At 62.0% G+C, this 19,292-nt stretch carries 19 protein-coding genes; all 19 read left to right on the forward strand.

Features of this window, described 5'->3' with window-relative positions:
- Positions 1-9: 9 nt before the first annotated feature.
- On the forward strand, positions 10-1,377 hold the full coding sequence (gene fliD, locus MF6394_RS12485) for a flagellar filament capping protein FliD (protein WP_078466771.1): 1,368 nt from the start codon (positions 10-12) through the stop codon (positions 1,375-1,377).
- Between the two features lie 128 nt (positions 1,378-1,505).
- Positions 1,506-1,895: a flagellar export chaperone FliS gene (gene fliS, locus MF6394_RS12490; RefSeq protein ID WP_014719355.1), complete on the forward strand. Its 390-nt coding sequence runs from the start codon at positions 1,506-1,508 to the stop codon at positions 1,893-1,895.
- Between the two features lie 25 nt (positions 1,896-1,920).
- Positions 1,921-2,217: a hypothetical protein gene (locus MF6394_RS12495; protein ID WP_003192968.1), complete on the forward strand. Its 297-nt coding sequence runs from the start codon at positions 1,921-1,923 to the stop codon at positions 2,215-2,217.
- A gap of 169 nt (positions 2,218-2,386) precedes the next feature.
- The gene (locus MF6394_RS12500; protein ID WP_044274982.1) at positions 2,387-3,859 is read left to right on the forward strand and encodes a sigma-54 dependent transcriptional regulator; all 1,473 of its coding nucleotides are present in this window, start codon (positions 2,387-2,389) and stop codon (positions 3,857-3,859) included.
- A 110-nt stretch (positions 3,860-3,969) separates the two neighbouring features.
- Entirely contained in the window at positions 3,970-5,181 is a 1,212-nt protein-coding gene (locus MF6394_RS12505) for a sensor histidine kinase (RefSeq protein WP_078466819.1), read from the forward strand.
- Between the two features lie 7 nt (positions 5,182-5,188).
- A complete protein-coding gene (locus MF6394_RS12510; RefSeq protein WP_032897832.1) occupies positions 5,189-6,565 on the forward strand; it encodes a sigma-54-dependent transcriptional regulator in 1,377 nt (458 codons plus the stop codon).
- 283 nt (positions 6,566-6,848) lie between these two features.
- Positions 6,849-7,178: a flagellar hook-basal body complex protein FliE gene (gene fliE, locus MF6394_RS12515; RefSeq protein WP_003192959.1), complete on the forward strand. Its 330-nt coding sequence runs from the start codon at positions 6,849-6,851 to the stop codon at positions 7,176-7,178.
- A 16-nt stretch (positions 7,179-7,194) separates the two neighbouring features.
- The gene (gene fliF, locus MF6394_RS12520; RefSeq protein WP_032895944.1) at positions 7,195-8,970 is read left to right on the forward strand and encodes a flagellar basal-body MS-ring/collar protein FliF; all 1,776 of its coding nucleotides are present in this window, start codon (positions 7,195-7,197) and stop codon (positions 8,968-8,970) included.
- Entirely contained in the window at positions 8,963-9,979 is a 1,017-nt protein-coding gene (fliG, locus tag MF6394_RS12525; RefSeq protein WP_003192957.1) for a flagellar motor switch protein FliG, read from the forward strand. The genes fliF and fliG overlap by 8 nt, the downstream gene beginning before the upstream one ends.
- A 10-nt stretch (positions 9,980-9,989) precedes the next feature.
- Positions 9,990-10,754 (forward strand): flagellar assembly protein FliH, encoded by a 765-nt coding sequence (fliH, locus tag MF6394_RS12530; protein WP_003192956.1) that lies wholly within the window; start codon positions 9,990-9,992, stop codon positions 10,752-10,754.
- Positions 10,744-12,102 (forward strand): flagellar protein export ATPase FliI, encoded by a 1,359-nt coding sequence (gene fliI, locus MF6394_RS12535; protein ID WP_003192955.1) that lies wholly within the window; start codon positions 10,744-10,746, stop codon positions 12,100-12,102. The genes fliH and fliI overlap by 11 nt, the downstream gene beginning before the upstream one ends.
- Before the next feature lie 3 nt (positions 12,103-12,105).
- Positions 12,106-12,555: a flagellar export protein FliJ gene (gene fliJ, locus MF6394_RS12540; protein WP_003192954.1), complete on the forward strand. Its 450-nt coding sequence runs from the start codon at positions 12,106-12,108 to the stop codon at positions 12,553-12,555.
- A 674-nt stretch (positions 12,556-13,229) separates the two neighbouring features.
- Positions 13,230-13,535 (forward strand): STAS domain-containing protein, encoded by a 306-nt coding sequence (locus tag MF6394_RS12550; protein ID WP_078466772.1) that lies wholly within the window; start codon positions 13,230-13,232, stop codon positions 13,533-13,535.
- Positions 13,532-15,250: a fused response regulator/phosphatase gene (locus MF6394_RS12555; protein ID WP_047711500.1), complete on the forward strand. Its 1,719-nt coding sequence runs from the start codon at positions 13,532-13,534 to the stop codon at positions 15,248-15,250. The genes MF6394_RS12550 and MF6394_RS12555 overlap by 4 nt, the downstream gene beginning before the upstream one ends.
- 30 nt (positions 15,251-15,280) lie before the next feature.
- The gene (locus MF6394_RS12560; RefSeq protein WP_003192950.1) at positions 15,281-15,637 is read left to right on the forward strand and encodes an Hpt domain-containing protein; all 357 of its coding nucleotides are present in this window, start codon (positions 15,281-15,283) and stop codon (positions 15,635-15,637) included.
- Between the two features lie 160 nt (positions 15,638-15,797).
- The gene (locus tag MF6394_RS12565) at positions 15,798-17,081 is read left to right on the forward strand and encodes a flagellar hook-length control protein FliK (RefSeq protein ID WP_044274978.1); all 1,284 of its coding nucleotides are present in this window, start codon (positions 15,798-15,800) and stop codon (positions 17,079-17,081) included.
- A 221-nt stretch (positions 17,082-17,302) separates the two neighbouring features.
- Positions 17,303-17,803, forward strand: a complete 501-nt coding sequence (gene fliL / locus MF6394_RS12570; RefSeq protein WP_003192946.1) for a flagellar basal body-associated protein FliL — start codon at positions 17,303-17,305, stop codon at positions 17,801-17,803.
- Positions 17,804-17,812: 9 nt separating this feature from the next.
- On the forward strand, positions 17,813-18,781 hold the full coding sequence (gene fliM / locus MF6394_RS12575; protein WP_014719344.1) for a flagellar motor switch protein FliM: 969 nt from the start codon (positions 17,813-17,815) through the stop codon (positions 18,779-18,781).
- A 43-nt stretch (positions 18,782-18,824) separates the two neighbouring features.
- Complete coding sequence (gene fliN / locus MF6394_RS12580) at positions 18,825-19,292, forward strand: flagellar motor switch protein FliN (RefSeq protein ID WP_003192941.1); 468 nt, start codon at positions 18,825-18,827, stop codon at positions 19,290-19,292.

Here is a 19,292-nt window from a genome sequence, read left to right on the forward strand (position 1 = left end):
GAATGGCAAATGGCTAGTTCAACGATTTCCGGCCCAGGTTCGGGCTACGACACCCAAGCAATCGTCAAGGCGCTGGTCGGTGCCGAGCAGGCGCCCAAGCAGGCTCAGATCACCAACGAGCAGAAGAAAGCCACCGTGCAGTTGTCTGCCGTGGGCTCGGTCAAGACGGCGTTGGAAGCCTACCAGGCGGCGATCACCAAGTTGAACAATGCCTCGGCCTTCAACGGGCTGGCGGCGACTTCTTCGGAAGAGAAAAACGCCAAAGTCACCCTGACTGACGGTGCATCCAGCGGCAAGTACCGCTTGGAAATTGCCAACCTGGCCACTGCTTCGAAAGTCACTACGGCAGTCAATGCCGAAGGCGCATCGGGCAAGGCCAACAGCACCGACGAAGACCAGACGCTGACCATCAACCAGTCGGGCAAAAGCTATGACGTGGTGATCCCTGGCGGCGCGACCTTGCAACAGGTGCGCGAGTCGATCAATACCCAGCTCTCGTCCCAAGGCATCAGTGCCAACGTACTGAGTGACTCCAATGGCGCGCGGCTGGTGCTGACTTCGACCACCATGGGCGAGGGCACCGACATCACCCTCAGCGGTGATTCGCAGCTGGCTGTCGGCTACGACAAAGGCACGCCGCCAACCAATGCCAAGTACTCCATCGACGGCATTCAAATGTCATCGAACAGCAACAAGATCACCTCGGCGATCAGCGGCGTGACCCTGGACCTGTTGGACACGGTAGACATCACCAAGCCGACCACCATCACCGTGGCCAGCAACACCGATACCTTGAAAACCTCGGTGCAGTCCTTCGTCAGTGCTTACAACACGCTGATGACGGCGATCAACACTCAAACCAAGGTCACCGCAACCGGTGATGCCTCCACCACCACCGCAGGTGCGTTGACCGGCGATGCGTCGATGCGTCAATTGGTGAACAGCCTGCGTTCCGAGTTGGTCAACGGCTCCGGCGCGGGCACCATGACCAGCCTGGCGCAGATGGGCATCACCACCGACCAGAAAACCGGCCTGCTGAGCCTGGATGACAAAACCTGGGACAAGGCCGTGGTCAAGGGCGCTGGCGACATTGCCAAGCTGTTCACCGGCGACACGGGCTTGATCACCCGCATGAACAAGGCGACCAGCAGCTACGTCGGCACCACCGGCACCCTGGCGACCCGGGCCACCGATCTCAATAACAAGTTGACCGACTTGAACAAAGAGACCGACGACCTGACGCGGCGCATGGATGCCTTGCAGAAGTCCCTGACCGCCAAGTACACGGCGATGGACACCATGATCGCGCAGATCAACGCCAGCAGCTCCAGCATCCTGACCACCCTCAACTCGCTGAACAATCCTAAGTCGAACTGATGAGCGGTGCGCGCCAGAGCCCTGTCCAGGGGCTCTCGCGCAGGGTGCTGGATTAAAGTTTTTATCGCCGTGGTCGAAAAACTGGTTAAGCAAACCTATTCGATTGTCGCCAGTAACGAGGTAGCAACATGAACCCGATGAGAGCCCTTCGCCAGTACCAGAAGGTCAATGCCCACGCTCAGGTCTCCGAAGCCAGCCCGCACCGCCTGGTGCAGATGCTGATGGAAGGTGGCCTGGATCGCATGGCCCAGGCCAAGGGTGCGTTGAGCCGCGGGGACATCGCGCAAAAGGGCCTGATGCTGGGCAAGGCGATCGAAATCATTTCGGGCCTGCGCGATGGTCTGGAGCCGGAGAAAGCCGAAGATCCGGCCGCGATCCAGCGTCTGGATGCCTTGTATAACTACATGGGCAATCGCCTGGTCGAGGCCAACCGAGTCAATGACGTCGAGATGATCGACGAAGTCGCCCGTCTGCTGATCACCGTCAAGACCGGCTGGGATGCCATCGCTCCACAATAAGGCCGATTGCCTTGAGGTACACATCATGAGCCACGCACTGCAACGCATCGACGAAACCCGCGAAGCCCTGATCGGCGCGCTGGCTGAGCGCAACTGGGAAGCTGTCGGCGAGTTGGACCTGGGGTGCCGGGCGGTGATTGATGAGGTGCTCAGCGAGGCGCCGGTAGATGAGGATGCACTGCGCGAAAAGCTGGAAAGCCTGCTGGTGGTGTATCGGCAGTTGCTGGAGGTGACGACCGGCGAGCGCCAGGCGATTTTCGAAGAGATGTCGCAGATCAACCAAGCGAAAAATGCGTCAAAGGTTTACCATCTGTTCGGTTGAACGGGCGCAGTTAATCCGAACGGCGCGTCATATATTTGACTGTGCCAACATTTTTGACTTAACTAGTGCTGTTTTCAGATTTCAGACGTCTAGAAGGTAAGAAATCTTACAGACGTCTAGATTGCCCTCATTCCGGGGCAGGAAGTTTTACTAGGGAAGTTGCTATTGCATGTGGCGTGAAACCAAAATTCTGCTGATCGATGACGATAGCGTCCGCCGCCGCGATTTAGCGGTGATTTTAAATTTTCTCGGTGAAGAAAATTTACCCTGCGGCAGCCACGATTGGCAGCAGGCGGTCAGCTCGTTGTCGTCGAGCCGTGAAGTCATTTGCGTATTGATCGGGACGGTAAACGCTCCTGGCGCAGTTCTGGGCCTGTTAAAGACACTGTCTACCTGGGATGAGTTCCTTCCGGTGTTGCTAATGGGCGATATTTCTTCCGTGGACCTGCCGGAAGACCAGCGCCGCCGCGTGCTTTCCAATCTGGAAATGCCGCCCAGCTACAGCAAATTGCTCGATTCCCTGCACCGCGCCCAGGTCTATCGCGAGATGTACGACCAGGCCCGCGAGCGCGGCCGTCACCGTGAACCCAACCTGTTTCGCAGCCTCGTCGGCACCAGCCGTGCCATCCAGCACGTGCGCCAGATGATGCAGCAAGTGGCCGACACCGACGCCAGCGTGCTGATCCTCGGCGAGTCGGGCACCGGCAAGGAAGTGGTCGCGCGCAACCTGCACTATCACTCCAAGCGCCGCGACGGACCTTTCGTGCCGGTCAACTGCGGGGCGATCCCGGCAGAGCTGCTGGAAAGCGAATTGTTCGGCCACGAGAAGGGCGCCTTTACCGGGGCGATCACCAGCCGTGCCGGGCGCTTTGAGCTGGCCAATGGCGGCACCCTGTTCCTCGACGAAATCGGCGACATGCCGCTGCCGATGCAGGTCAAGTTGCTGCGCGTGTTGCAGGAGCGCACCTTCGAGCGCGTGGGCAGCAACAAGACCCAGAGCGTGGACGTGCGCATCATTGCCGCCACCCACAAGAACCTCGAAAGCATGATCGAGGTCGGCAGCTTCCGCGAAGACCTGTACTACCGCCTCAACGTATTCCCTATCGAGATGGCCCCGCTGCGCGAGCGCGTCGAAGACATCCCGTTGCTGATGAACGAACTGATCTCGCGCATGGAGCACGAAAAGCGCGGCTCCATTCGCTTCAACTCCGCGGCGATCATGTCCCTGTGCCGCCACGGCTGGCCGGGCAACGTCCGCGAGCTGGCCAACCTGGTGGAGCGCATGGCGATCATGCACCCGTACGGGGTGATCGGCGTGGTCGAGTTGCCGAAGAAATTCCGCTACGTCGACGACGAAGACGAGCAGATGGACAGCCTGCGCAGCGACATGGAAGAGCGCGTGGCGATCAACGGGCATACCCCGGACTTCGGCGCCACCGCGACGTTGCCGCCCGAAGGCCTGGACCTCAAGGACTACCTCGGCAACCTGGAACAAGGGTTGATCCAGCAGGCCCTGGACGATGCCCATGGCATCGTGGCCCGCGCCGCCGAGCGCCTGCGCATCCGTCGTACCACCCTGGTGGAGAAGATGCGCAAGTACGGTATGAGCCGCAAAGAAGGTGATGAACAGGCGGATGATTGACGCCTGTTTTTCAACTACCTGATTTATAGGTAGATTTTTTTCGGCACGGGTATTGCTACAGCCCTCGCAACGTTCCGTTTAACTGACGGTCAGCCAAGCGAGAGAGCATGATGCCCCACGCCGCCCAACTATCTTCGGCCCCTGCCATCCAGGGGCTGGTTTCGCCTGTAGAACCGCCGACCCGCCAGGGCCTGGAGCACGCGTTCTCGCAGTTCAACCAGATGTCGAGCCAGCTGACCGACTCCTACAGCCTGCTTGAGGCCCGGGTTTCCGAGCTTAAAGGCGAACTGGCGGTGGTCAGCGCCCAGCGCATGCAAGAGCTGGCCGAGAAAGAACGCCTGGCCAACCGCCTGCAAAACCTGCTGGACCTGTTGCCCGGTGGCGTAATCGTTATCGACGACCAGGGCCGTGTGCGCGAAGCCAACCCGGCAGCCTGCGACCTGCTCGGCCTGCCGCTGGAAGGCGAGCTGTGGCGTGAAGTCATCACCCGCTGTTTTGCCCCCCGTGAAGACGACGGCCACGAAGTCTCCCTCAAGGACGGGCGCCGGCTGTCCATCGCCACCCGTTCCCTGGACGCTGAGCCTGGCCAGCTTGTGCTGCTCAATGACCTGACAGAAACCCGGCACCTGCAAGATCAGTTGGCCCGCCATGAACGGTTGTCGTCCCTGGGCCGGATGGTCGCTTCCTTGGCGCATCAGATTCGTACGCCATTGTCGGCGGCATTGATCTACGCCAGTCATTTGACTGACGAGCAATTACCGGCGGCCACCCATCAACGCTTTGCCGGGCGCCTCAAGGAGCGCCTGCATGAGTTGGAGCACCAGGTGCGCGACATGCTGGTGTTTGCCCGTGGCGAACTGCCGCTGACCGATCGCGTTACCCCCGCCGGCTTGATGCAGTCGCTGCAAGCGGCAGCGGCGACCCATGTGCAGGAGGCCAACCTGCGTTGGCAATGCGACAGCCACCAGGGCGAATTGCTGTGCAACCGCGACACCCTGGTGGGCGCGCTGCTCAACCTGATCGAAAACGCCACCCAGGCCAGTGGCCCAGGTGCGCGATTGAAGGTGCACTTGTACACCCGCGAGCAAACCCTGCGCCTGTGCATCAGCGACAGCGGCAGCGGTATTGCCCCGCAAGTGCTGCAACGCCTGGGCGAGCCGTTTTTTACCACCAAGACCAACGGCACTGGCCTGGGCCTGACCGTGGTCAAGGCAGTGGCCCGTGCCCATCAGGGACAATTGCAGCTGCGTTCCAGCGTGGGGCGTGGCACCTGTGCATTGATGACCTTGCCGCTGTTTTCCAGCGCGGCAAGCGCGGAGTAAGAGGATGATGGCTATCAAGGTTTTATTGGTGGAAGACGATCGCGCCCTGCGTGAAGCATTGGCAGACACGCTGCTGTTGGCGGGCCATGACTACCGTGCGGTCGGCTCTGCCGAGGAAGCCTTGGAGGCGGTCGAACAGGAAACCTTCAGCCTGGTGGTCAGCGACGTCAACATGCCCGGCATGGACGGCCACCAGTTGCTCGGCCTGCTGCGCGTGCGCCAGCCGCAACTGCCAGTGCTGCTGATGACCGCCCATGGCGCGGTGGAGCGGGCGGTGGATGCCATGCGTCAAGGCGCGGCGGATTACCTGGTCAAGCCGTTCGAGCCCAAGGCGTTGATCGAACTGGTCGCCCGGCATGCCCTTGGCGTGATGCCCGCCGCCGACGGCGATGGCCCGATTGCCTTTGAGCCGGCCAGCGCGCAATTGCTGGAACTGGCAGCGCGGGTAGCGCGCAGTGATTCCACCGTGCTGATTTCCGGCGAGTCCGGCACCGGTAAAGAAGTGCTGGCGCGGTATATCCACCAGCAATCGGGCCGTGCCAAGCAACCGTTCATTGCGATCAACTGCGCGGCGATCCCTGACAACATGCTCGAAGCCACCTTGTTCGGCCATGAAAAGGGCTCGTTCACCGGCGCCATCGCGGCCCAGGCCGGCAAGTTCGAACAGGCCGACGGCGGCACCATCCTGCTCGACGAAATTTCGGAAATGCCCCTGGGCCTGCAAGCCAAGTTGCTGCGCGTGTTGCAGGAGCGTGAAGTGGAGCGGGTGGGCGCACGCAAGCCGATCCAGTTGGATATCCGCGTGGTTGCCACCACCAACCGCGACCTCGCGGGCGAAGTGGCGGCGGGGCGCTTCCGTGAAGACCTGTTCTACCGGCTGTCGGTGTTCCCGCTGGCCTGGCGCCCACTGCGCGAGCGCCCGGCGGATATCATCCCCTTGGCCGAGCGCCTGCTGAACAACCACGTCAAAAAAATGAAGCATGCCCAGGCGCGTTTATCACCCGAGGCCCAGGCGTGCCTGGTCAGTTATCCATGGCCGGGAAACGTGCGCGAGCTGGACAATGCGATCCAGCGTGCGTTGATTTTGCAGCAGGGCGGTTTGATCCAGCCGCAAGACTTTTGCCTGGCCATGGGCAATGGCGCTGCGCCGCTGCCGAGCCTGGCCCCGGCTCCCGTGGTCGCCGAGGCAGAATCGGCCGGCGCCCTGGGCGATGACCTGCGCCGCCGTGAATTCCAGATGATCATCGACACCCTGCGCGCCGAACGCGGCCGCCGCAAAGAAGCGGCCGAGCGCCTGGGCATCAGCCCGCGTACCTTGCGCTACAAGCTGGCGCAGATGCGCGATGCCGGGATGGACGTGGAAGCCTATCTTTTCGCCACCTGACCTTGCGCCAATCCCGTGTGTAGGAGCGAGCTTGCTCGCGAAGAACCCATAGGCGCCGCGGGCATCCTGGAAGCACGCGTTATCGTTGACGTTTTTCGCGAGCAAGCTCGCTCCTACAAAAAAACGTGCGGGAAGAAGGGCGCAAAAAACTTGCGGTAACAAGTTCGACAAGCTTTGTCGCCTTTTCTTACGAGTTGCTCCAGAGCTGGCACCCTTGTTGCTACCACCCCTAGTAACCGCTGCGTAGTGTCAAAAAATTGCAGGTCGTCGGAGAGAGAAGGTCATGAGCCAGGGTATTGAGTTCAATCGGTTGATGTTGGATATGCGCGCCATGCAAATGGATGCCATGGCTCAACCGAAATCCGTCGCGCCAGCGCCGGAATTGGGCCAAAGCAATTTTGCCGACATGCTCGGTCAGGCAATCAATAAAGTCAGCGATACCCAGCAGGCGTCCAGCCAGTTGGCGACGGCCTTCGAGATCGGTAAAAGCGGCGTGGACCTCACCGATGTGATGGTCGCTTCGCAGAAGGCCAGCGTGTCCTTCCAAGCCTTGACCCAAGTGCGTAACAAGCTGGTTCAGGCGTATCAAGACATCATGCAGATGCCGGTTTAAGGACGAGATTTAAGTCATGGCTGAAGCACTCTCCGACAACCTCCCCGCCAAGGCCGACGGCAAGCCGCCGTTGTTTGGCCTGTCGTTCCTGGAAAACCTCTCGGAAATGACCATGCTGCGTCAGGTGGGCCTGATGGTGGGCCTGGCAGCCAGCGTGGCGATTGGTTTTGCCGTGGTGCTGTGGTCGCAGCAACCCGATTACCGCCCCCTGTACGGCAGCCTGTCGGGCATGGATTCCAAGCAGATCATGGAAACCCTCGCCGCCGCCGACATCGCCTACACCGTAGAGCCCAACTCCGGGGCCTTGCTGGTCAAGGCCGATGACGTGGCCCGCGCACGGATGAAACTGGCCGCCGCTGGCGTGGCGCCGTCCGACAGCAATATCGGTTTTGAAATCCTCGACAAAGACCAGGGCCTGGGCACCAGCCAGTTCATGGAAGCCACCCGTTATCGTCGTGGTCTGGAAGGCGAACTGGCGCGCACCATCTCCAGCCTGAATAACGTCAAGGCTGCCCGTGTGCACCTGGCGATTCCGAAAAGCTCGGTGTTCGTGCGTGACGAACGCAAGCCCAGCGCCTCGGTGTTGGTCGAGCTGTTTGCTGGCCGCTCCCTGGAGCCTGGCCAGGTACTGGCGATCGTCAACCTGGTGGCAACCAGTGTTCCCGAATTGAGCAAGTCGCAAATCACCGTGGTGGACCAGAAGGGCAACCTGCTGTCCGACATGGCCGAAAACTCCGCGCTGACCCAGGCCGGCAAACAGTTCGACTACAGCCGCCGCATGGAAAGCATGCTCACCCAGCGCGTGCATAACATCCTGCAACCGGTACTGGGCAACGACCGCTACAAGGCTGAAGTCTCCGCCGATGTGGATTTCAGCGCCGTCGAGTCCACTTCCGAGCAGTTCAACCCCGACCAACCGGCCCTGCGCAGCGAGCAGTCCACCAGCGAACAACGCACCGCCAGCAATGGCCCCCAAGGTGTGCCGGGCGCTCTGAGCAACCAGCCGCCTGCGCCGGCCTCGGCACCGCAGACCACCGGTGGCGCCGCCGCTACCGCTGGGGCGATCCAGCCTGGCCAGCCGCTGCTGGACGCCAACGGCCAGCAGATCATGGACCCGGCCACCGGCCAGCCAATGCTTGCGCCGTACCCTGCGGACAAGCGTAACCAGTCCACCAAGAACTTCGAGCTCGACCGTTCCATCAGCCACACCAAGCAGCAACAGGGCAAGATCAATCGCCTCTCGGTGTCGGTGGTGGTCGATGACCAGGTCAAGGTCAACCCAGCGGACGGCGCGGTGACGCGTGCGCCGTGGACAGCTGACGAACTGGCGCGCTTCACCCGCCTGGTGCAAGACGCCGTTGGCTTCGATGCCAGCCGTGGCGACAGTGTCAGCGTGATCAACATGCCGTTCTCCGCCGAGCGCGGTGAGGTCATCGCTGACCCGGCGTTCTACACCCAGCCGTGGTTCTGGGATATCGTCAAGCAAGTGCTCGGGGTGTTGTTCATCCTGGTGCTGGTGTTTGGCGTATTGCGCCCGGTGCTCAACAACATCACCGGCGGCAGCAAGAAGCAACTGGCGCTGGCCGGTGGCGACGTCGAGTTGGGTGGCATGGGCGGCCTGGACGGCGAACTGGCCAACGACCGCGTCAGCCTCGGCGGCCCGCAAAGCATCCTGTTGCCAAGCCCGAGCGAAGGCTATGACGCTCAGTTGAACGCAATCAAGAGTCTGGTGGCAGAAGACCCGGGCCGTGTGGCTCAGGTCGTGAAAGAGTGGATTAACGCAGATGAATGATCGAGCCGCTGTGGCCAAGCTGTCCCGGGTCGACAAAGCCGCCGTGCTGCTGCTGTCCCTGGGTGAAACCGACGCTGCCCAAGTGCTGCGCCACATGGGCCCTAAAGAGGTCCAGCGAGTGGGCGTGGCCATGGCGCAGATGCGCAATGTGCACCGCGAGCAAGTCGAGCAGGTGATGAGCGAGTTCGTTGAGATCGTCGGCGACCAGACCAGCCTGGGCGTCGGTTCCGACAGCTACATTCGCAAGATGCTCACCTCGGCCCTGGGCGAAGACAAGGCCAACGGCCTGATCGACCGCATCCTGCTGGGTGGCAACACCAGCGGCCTGGACAGCCTCAAGTGGATGGAACCGCGCGCGGTGGCCGACGTGATCCGCTACGAGCACCCGCAGATCCAGGCGATCGTGGTGGCCTATCTAGACCCGGACCAGGCCGGCGAAGTGCTCGGCCACTTCGACCATAAAGTGCGCCTGGACATCATCCTGCGCGTGTCGTCGCTCAACACCGTGCAACCGGCGGCGCTCAAAGAACTCAACACCATTCTGGAGAAGCAGTTCTCCGGCAACTCCAACGCCTCGCGCACCACCCTGGGTGGCATCAAGCGCGCAGCCGACATCATGAACTTCCTCGACAGCTCGGTGGAAGGCCAGTTGATGGACTCGATCCGCGAGATCGACGACACCCTGTCCGGCCAGATCGAAGACCTGATGTTCGTGTTCAACAACCTGGCCGATGTCGACGACCGTGGCATCCAGGCGCTGCTGCGCGAAGTGTCCTCGGACGTGCTGGTGCTGGCGCTCAAGGGCTCGGACGAAAACGTCAAAGAAAAGATCTTCAAAAACATGTCCAAGCGTGCGTCCGAATTGCTTCGCGACGACCTGGAAGCCAAGGGCCCGGTGCGCGTCAGCGACGTGGAAACCGCGCAGAAGGAAATCCTCACCATTGCCCGCCGTATGGCCGAAGCTGGAGAAATCGTTCTCGGCGGGAAGGGCGGCGAAGAAATGATCTAAGGCGCCTTGCATGTCGAATAAAGATGAGGCGCCCAGCGATCTGATTCGCGCGCGGGATGTCGGCGGTTTCGACATCTGGTCGCTGCCCAGCTTCGACCCCCATGTGCCGGAGCCCGAGCCTGAACCGGTGGAGGAACCACCGGCGGAAATGGAAGAAGTGCCGCTGGATGAAGTCCAGCCACTGACCCTCGAAGAGTTGGAAACCATCCGCCAGGAGGCCTACAACGAAGGCTTTGCCGCGGGGGAAAAAGACGGCTTTCGCAGCACCACCCTCAAGGTTCGCCAGGAAGCCGAGGCGGCGCTGGCCACCAAGCTGGGTAGTCTGGAGCGCCTGATGGGCAACCTGTTCGACCCTATCGCCGAACAGGACTCACAGCTGGAAAAATCCATGGTCGGCCTGGTGCAGCACATCGCGCGCCAAGTGATCCAGCGCGAACTGGTGCTCGACTCCAGCCAGATCGAAGCGGTGATGCGTGAAGCCCTCAAGCTGCTGCCCCTGGGCGTCGGCAATGTGCGGCTGTACATCAACCCCCAGGATTTCGAACAGGTCAAAGCCCTGCGCGAGCGCCATGAAGAAACCTGGCGCATCGTCGAAGACGCTTCGTTGCAGCCCGGCGGTTGCCGCGTCGAGACCGAGCACAGCCGCATCGATGCGACGGTGGAAACCCGCATCAGCCAGATCATGGCCAAGTTGTTCGATCAACTGCATGAACAGGCCCTGCACCCCGCCGAGCCGGACCTGAGCGTTGACCTGGACGCCACCGATGCGCCTTGATCGCACCAGCTTCGCCAAGCGCCTGGGCAGCTACGCCGAGGCCACCGAATTGCCCGGCCAGCCGATCCTCGAAGGGCGCCTGTTGCGCATGGTCGGCCTGACCCTCGAAGCCGAGGGCCTGCGCGCCGCCATGGGCAGCCGTTGCCTGGTGATCAACGACGACAGCTACCACCCGGTGCAGGTCGAAGCCGAGGTGATGGGCTTTTCGGGCAGCAAGATCTTCCTGATGCCGGTCGGCAGCCTCGCCGGCATTGCCCCCGGCGCCCGCGTGGTGCCGCTGGCCGACACTGGCCGCCTGCCCATGGGCATGAGCATGCTGGGCCGCGTACTCGATGGCGCCGGCCGTGCGCTGGACGGCAAGGGCGGCATGAAAGCCGAAGACTGGGTGCCGATGGACGGCCCAACCATCAACCCGCTCAAGCGCAATCCCATCAGCGTGCCGCTGGACGTGGGCATTCGCAGCATCAACGGTTTATTGACGGTCGGTCGCGGCCAGCGCCTGGGCCTGTTCGCCGGTACCGGCGTGGGTAAGTCGGTATTGCTGGGCATGATGACGCGCTTTACCGAGGCCGACATCATCGTGGTGGGGCTGATCGGCGAGCGGGGCCGTGAAGTGAAGGAGTTCATCGAGCACAGCCTCGGTGAAGAAGGGCTCAAGCGTTCCGTTGTCGTCGCTTCTCCGGCAGACGATGCACCGCTGATGCGCCTGCGCGCGGCGATGTACTGCACGCGCATCGCCGAATATTTTCGCGACAAGGGCAAGAACGTCCTGTTGCTGATGGACTCGCTCACGCGTTTCGCCCAGGCCCAGCGCGAGATCGCCCTGGCCATCGGTGAGCCGCCCGCGACCAAGGGTTACCCGCCATCGGTGTTCGCCAAGTTGCCCAAGCTGGTGGAGCGTGCCGGTAATGCCGAAGCCGGCGGCGGCTCGATCACCGCGTTCTACACGGTGTTGTCCGAAGGCGACGACCAACAGGACCCGATTGCCGACTCGGCGCGGGGCGTGCTCGACGGCCACATCGTGCTGTCGCGGCGTTTGGCGGAAGAGGGGCATTACCCGGCCATCGATATCGAAGCGTCCATCAGCCGGGTGATGCCGGCGGTGGTCACGCCGGAGCACATGGCCCGTGCCCAGCAGTTCAAGCAGCTGTGGTCGCGCTACCAGCAAAGCCGTGACCTGATCAGCGTCGGCGCCTATGTGGCCGGTGGCGACCGCGACACCGACCTGGCCATCGCCTTGCAGCCGCAACTGGTGACCTACCTGCGCCAAGGCCTCAACGACAAGATCACCATGGGCGAGAGCCAGTCGCACTTGCAGTCCATCTTCGCCCCGGCGCCGGGCGGCTAAGCCATGGCCAACAGCCGCGCCGCCCGCCTGGCCCCGGTGGTGGACATGGCCGAAAAGGCCGAGAAAGCTGCCGTACAGCGCCTTGGCTACTTCCAGGGCCAGGTGCGTTTGGCCCAAAGCAAGCTCGGCGACCTGGAGCGTTTTCGGGGCGAGTACCAGCAACAGTGGATCGAGCGCGGCAGCCAGGGTGTGTCCGGCCAGTGGCTGATGGGGTACCAGGGCTTTCTCAACCAGCTTGAAACCGCCGTAGGCCAACAACGCCAAAGCCTGGCCTGGCACGAGGCCAACCTCGACAAAGCCCGCGAAGCTTGGCAACAGGCGTTTGCCCGGGTCGAGGGGTTGCGCAAACTGGTGCAGCGCTACATCGACGAAGCGCGAGCCATCGAAGACAAGCGCGAGCAAAAACTGCTCGATGAACTCTCCCAACGCCTTCCCCGCCCAGAACAGTTCTAAGTGTGGGCGCTGGCTTGCCTGCGATGGGCATAGCTATCTACACGACTGTGAAGTTCGCCGCAGCCACCGGTAACCACGATGCGAAGCGAGTCGCTCTTGATCTGCTTTTGATCTTGATCTTAAGCGCCCCGTCAAACCACGCTGGCCGTAATCCGCCAGTGATTTGGGGGGTAAACCGGCAGGGATGCCGGTTTAGCCGCCCCGCGCCATGGATGGCGCGTGGCGGCGGCCCCCCAAATCACTGGCGGATTACGGGCACACCGAGCTCAAGCGAGGTGCCGAGTGGTGGGGCAAGAGCCTTTTGCTTACTTTTGGGCTCTTTTCAAAAGTGAGCCGCCGTCAGGGCGGAACCCTAAGTGGCCGTTACCTAAATAACCGATATGTACCCGGTCCAACTGTGTTGACTGCCAGGCCGTCTTCGCAGGCAAGCCAGCTCCCACATTTGGACAGCGGCGCGTCAGGTAGATAAGCGTCGGCTATCCGGTCGTCACGGGAGCAAGCTCCCTCGCCACAGGGTCAGCGTCGTACCGAAGTTGATTGCGGTGCATCAGTCACTTACAACCCGGCAGACCCACCGCTATCGCAGGCAAGCCACACAGTTGATCCACTGTGTTGCTCAGATGCTCTTCAGCTGCTACACCTTGTGTCTAGTGCAATGACAAGGAAGCAGTCACATGTCAGTCGAGTCAGAAGTATCCCTGGATGGGAAGAAGTTGACGATCGCAATCAGGGGCCGGTTCGATTTCGGCAGCCACCAGGCGTTTCGGGAGTCCTACGAGCGTTACTACAAGGTCCCCGAGATCTATATCGTCGATCTCAAGGAGGCCACCTACATGGACAGTTCAGCCCTCGGCATGCTGCTGTTGCTACGGGATCATGCCGGCGGTGATGACGCCGAGGTCCGCGTGACGAACAGCAACTCCGACGTGCGCAAGATCCTCGCCATCTCCAACTTCGACAAGCTGTTCGACATCAGTTGAGCGCCCTGGCCCCGGTCCTGGAGGCGCTGACCATCCTGATCGCCGAAGACAGCGCCGCCGACCGCCTGTTGCTGGCGAGCATCATCCGTCGCCAGGGCCATCAGGTGCTCACGGTGAGCAATGGCGCCGAAGCGATTGAGGTGTTTGCCCGTGAGCGCCCGCAACTGGTGTTGATGGACGCGCTGATGCCGGTGATGGACGGCTTTGAAGCCGCGCGGCAGATCAAGCAATTGGCGGGGGAGGCGCTGGTGCCGATCATCTTCCTCACCTCGCTGCGCGAAAGCGAAGCCCTGGCCCAGTGCCTGGACGCCGGCGGCGATGACTTTTTGCCCAAGCCCTATAACCCTTTGATCCTGGCGGCGAAGATCAACGCCATGGACCGCCTGCGCCGCCTACAGGCCACGGTTTTGCAACAGCGTGACCTGATCGCCAAACACCACGAACACCTGATGCATGAACAGCGGGCGGCCAAGGCAGTGTTCGACAAGGTTGCCCATTCGGGTTGTATCAACGCCGCGCCCAACATCCGCTACCTGCAATCGCCTTATGCGTTGTTCAACGGTGACTTGTTGCTGGCGGCCTACACGCCGTCCGGCGATATGCACGTGCTGCTCGGGGATTTCACCGGCCATGGCCTGCCGGCCGCCATCGGTGCCATGCCCCTGGCCGAAGTGTTCTACGGCATGACCGCCAAGGGCTACGGCCTCACGCAGACCCTGCGGGAAATGAACGCCAAGCTCAAGCGCATCCTGCCGGTGGACATGTTCTGCTGCGCCACCTTGCTGTGCCTGAGCGCCCAGCGGCGGGCGGTGGAGGTGTGGAACGGCGGCATGCCCGAAGGCTATGTGCATGAAGTCGCCACCGGCAGGCGCACGCCGTTGATGTCGCGGCACCTGCCCTTGGGGGTGTTGTCGACAGAGGCGTTCGATGACAGCACCGAAGTCTGGCCCATGGCGTTGGGCGACCGGGTGTTTTTGCTCTCCGACGGCGTGCTGGACACCGCTGACGCCAACGATCAACTGTTCGGCGCCGAGCGCTTGCAGCAGGTGTTCGCCGCCAACCGCGAGCCTGACCGCCTGTTCGAGGACATCGAGCAGGCGCTGGCGGCCTTTCGCGGCCAGGCGCGCGATGACGTCAGCATGGTCGAGATCACCTTGCAGGCAGGCCAGCCCTTGCGGACGGCCGAACCGATGTATGCCGACAGCGGCCAGTCGTGCCCACTGGATTGGTCGGTGAGTTTCGAATTTCGCGCCCAGACCCTCAGAACCTACAACCCGTTGCCGTACCTGCTGCAACTGCTATTGGAGATCCACGGCCTGCGTGAGCAGAGCGGGGCGCTTTACAGCGTGATGGCCGAGTTGTATTCCAACGCGCTGGAGCATGGCGTGCTGGGCCTGGACTCACGGCTCAAGCGCGATGCCCAGGGGTTTGCGCAGTATTATCATCAGCGCCATGAGCGGCTGGCGCAGTTGGACAGCGGTTACGTGCGCGTGCATGTGCAGGTGGTACCCACCGACAAGGGCGGCAAACTGACCTTGCGTCTGGAAGACAGCGGGCAGGGTTTTGATGTGGAGCAGGAGCTGGCACGCCCCGTGGACATCGACCGTCTGTCTGGTCGGGGCTTGAGCCTGGTGCGTCAACTGAGCAGCGCTGTAGGCTGGTCCGATGGCGGGCGCAGTGTCTGCGTGGAGTTTTGTTGGGAGGCTCTGGCATAATCCGCCGATTCTTGATCAAGGAGCGAGCAAGTGGCTGAGATTCATTTGGACCCCGACGTGTTGTCAGACTTGCAGGAAGTGATGGAGAGCGAGTACCCGACGTTGCTCGACACCTTTATCGAAGACTCGCAAGAGCGCGTCGCAGCACTGCGCAAGGCTGGGGGCGACGCCAAAACGTTGGGACGGATTGCCCACAGTTTCAAAGGCAGCAGCGGCAATCTAGGGGCGGTGCGTTTGGCCCAATTGTGTGAGTTGCTGGAGGCCGAGGCCGTCGAGGCGGCCTCGGATCTAGGCGCGCTGGTTGATCAGATTGATCACGAGTTTGCGCTGGTCAAGCCACTGTATGAATGTAGGAGCGAGCTTGCTCGCGAAAAACGTCAACGATAACGCGTGCTTCCTGGATGAATGCGGCGCCTGTGAGCTTTTTGCGAGCAAGCTCGCTCCTACATTGAATCGGATATGTCCAGGCATTTTGTAAACCTGGCCCGACTCTTGCTCTACCTCCACAGACTGCATCCCCGACCCCATGCAGTGGAGACCCTTACTTATGCCAGTCGCCCCTAATTCGCTCCTTCAGGCTGCCACCGCAGCCAAGCCTCAAGCGCCGGCCGCCACGCCTGCGGTAGCGCCTGCGGCCCCGCGGGAAAAGGGCCCTGGCTTCGCTCAAGTGTTTGCCAAGCAAGCTGCCAAGCCGCAGGCCAAGAGCGACGACGCGCCAGCCAAACCCGTGCGCGACAAAGCGGCTGACGCCAGCGATAAACCTGCCGCCAGCGCGCCAGCGGTTGCCGATAGCGGCAATCCCTTGCCTGCCAAGCCGGCCAAGAGCGACGACAGCGCAGACAGTGAAGGCGAGCCACCGGCCGACCCGTCCCTGGCGCAGCAGCCGGTGGCCGATCCGGCGCTGGTCGCCGCCGTGACGCCGGTGGCGGTCCCTGTGCCCGTACAAGCGTCTGCCGTCGCTGCCGAAGATGACCAGGCCCTGCCGCTCATTACCGTGACCGAGGAGCCCAAGCAGCCGGCCTTCGACCCCGAGGCCGACCCGCTGGATTCGATGCCGGCCGTGCGCCTGGCGATGGAGCAGGGCGGTCACGTCTCGGCCAGCAGCCAGGCGCCGCAGAAAGCCGCGCCCACCACTCAGGACCAACCGACCGCCGCGCAGAACTTTGCCGCTGGCCTGGCCAACATGGTTGACCAGCAAGCCACCAAGGACAGCACCGACCAAGGGGGTGACAAGGCCTTCGGTGCGCTGATCGATGACGGCCTCAAGGACCTCAAGAACGCCAGCAGCGACACCCGTGTGGATGACTTCGCCAACCGCCTGGCCGCGCTGACCCAGGCGGCCACGCCGAAAACCGCGAATGCCTTGCCGCCCGTCACCAATGCGCCCCTGGCCATGCACCAGAGCGGCTGGACCGAAGAGGTGGTCAACCGCGTGATGTACCTGTCCAGCGCCAACCTCAAGTCGGCCGAGATTCAGTTGCAGCCCGCTGAGCTGGGGCGCCTGGACATCAAGGTCAACATGACGGCGGACCAGCAGGCCCAGGTCAACTTCATGAGCGGCCATGCGGTGGTGCGTGAAGCGCTGGAAAGCCAGTCTGGCCGTTTGCGCGAGATGTTTGCCCAGCAGGGCATGGGGCAGGTGGATGTGAATGTCTCCGACCAATCGCGGGGGCAGGACCAGCAGCAACAGCAGAGCCAGGCGCGGGGCATCAGTGGCAGCGGCAGGCGTGCTGACAGCGGCGACGCCGGTGGCCCTGTGGACGTGGCCGAAGTGGCAGCGCCCGTGAGCCAGAGCGTGATCGGCTCCAGCGCGGTCGACTACTACGCCTGACTTGAGGCCTGTACAGGTCTGAATGTGGGAGCGGGCTTGCTCGCGAATGCAGAGTGTCAGTCAGTATCTGTGTGACTGATACACCGCATTCGCGAGCAAGCCCGCTCCCACATTTGTTTTGTGGTGTTCGCTCTTCCCTCATTACCAGCCAACTCTGGCATAACACTTGCTCTTGCCTTGCCATAGATCTACGAATCCCCGAATAGTGACGGATTATTGGCATGGCGAAGAGCGACGACGCAGCAACTCCCCCCGCAGGCAAAGGCAAGCTCAAGCTGATCCTGTTGATTGTGCTGGGCCTGCTCCTGGCCATCGGCGCCTCGGTGGGCGGCACTTGGTACATCATGCACAGCAGTGCGAGCAAACCGGCGCCCGCCGCCGAAGCTGCCACCAACGTCAAGCAACCGGCAATCTTCGAGCAGATGCTTCCGGCCTTTGTCGCCAACTACAACCAGAATGGTCGTCAACGCTACTTGCAGGTGAGCATCACCTTGCTGGCGCGCAACCAGGCGGACCTCGATGCCCTCAAGGTGCATATGCCGGTGATCCGCAACAACCTGGTGATGCTGTTCTCCGGGCAGAGCTTCGACAGCCTGGCCACGCCCGTCGGCCAGGAAATGCTGCGCCAGAAGGTCACTGCCAGCGTGCAGGAAGTGGCCCAGAAAGAACTCGGCAAAGTCGTGGTCGAGCAGGCGCTCTTCACTAACTTCGTATTGCAGTAGGATCACGACATGGCCGTGCAAGACCTGCTGTCCCAGGATGAAATCGACGCGCTGTTGCATGGCGTGGACGATGGTCTGGTACAGACCGAAATGGCTGCCGAACCCGGCAGCGTCAAAAGTTACGACCTGACCAGCCAGGATCGCATCGTGCGGGGACGCATGCCGACCCTGGAGATGATCAACGAACGTTTTGCCCGCTACACCCGCATCAGCATGTTCAACATGCTGCGCCGCTCGGCGGACGTGGCCGTGGGCGGTGTGCAGGTGATGAAGTTCGGTGAATACGTGCACTCGCTGTACGTGCCCACCAGCCTCAACCTGGTCAAGATCAAGCCGTTGCGCGGCACTGCGCTGTTCATCCTCGACGCCAAACTGGTGTTCAAGCTGGTGGACAACTTCTTCGGTGGCGACGGCCGTCACGCCAAGATCGAAGGGCGTGAATTCACCCCCACCGAACTGCGCGTGGTACGCATGGTGCTGGAGCAGGCCTTTATCGACTTGAAGGAAGCCTGGCAGGCGATCATGGAAGTCAATTTCGAGTACATCAACTCGGAAGTGAACCCGGCCATGGCCAACATCGTCGGCCCCAGCGAAGCCATTGTGGTGTCGACCTTCCACATCGAACTCGATGGCGGCGGCGGCGACCTGCACGTGACCATGCCGTACTCGATGATCGAACCGGTGCGCGAGATGCTCGATGCCGGTTTCCAGTCCGACCTCGACGACCAGGACGAACGCTGGGTCAAGGCCCTGCGCGAAGACCTGCTGGACGTCGACGTGCCGCTGAGTGCCACCGTGGCCCGCCGCCAGTTGCGCCTGCGGGACATTTTGCACATGGCGCCTGGGGACATCATCCCCGTCGACTTGCCGGAAGAGTTGATCATGCGCGCCAACGGCGTGCCGTCATTCAAGGTCAAGCTCGGTTCCCACAAGGGCAACCTGGCGCTGCAAGTGGTTGAGCCGATCAACCGCCGCTGATTCAACCCTAATTCATGATTGTTTGCTGCGCCGAGGACATGTAATGGCTACCGAACACGAAAACACTTCCGCCGAAGACCAGGCCCTGGCTGACGAGTGGGCTGCGGCCCTGGAAGAAACCGGCGATGTTGGCCAGGACGACATCGACGCGCTGCTGGCCGCCGACGCTGCCACCGCGCCGGCCGGCAACCGCCTGGCCATGGAAGAATTCGGCAGCGTGCCGAAGAACAACGACCCGGTGAGCCTCGACGGCCCGAACCTGGATGTGATCCTCGACATCCCGGTGTCGATTTCCATGGAAGTGGGAAGCACCGAAATCAACATCCGCAACCTGTTGCAACTCAACCAGGGCTCGGTGATCGAACTGGACCGCCTGGCCGGCGAGCCGTTGGACGTGCTGGTCAACGGCACCCTGATTGCCCATGGTGAGGTGGTGGTGGTCAACGAGAAGTTCGGCATCCGCCTGACCGACGTGATCAGCCCGAGCGAACGCATCAAGAAGTTGCGCTGA

The organism is Pseudomonas sp. MF6394 (assembly GCF_002018845.1).
Taxonomy (GTDB): Bacteria; Pseudomonadota; Gammaproteobacteria; order Pseudomonadales; family Pseudomonadaceae; genus Aquipseudomonas; species Aquipseudomonas lactis.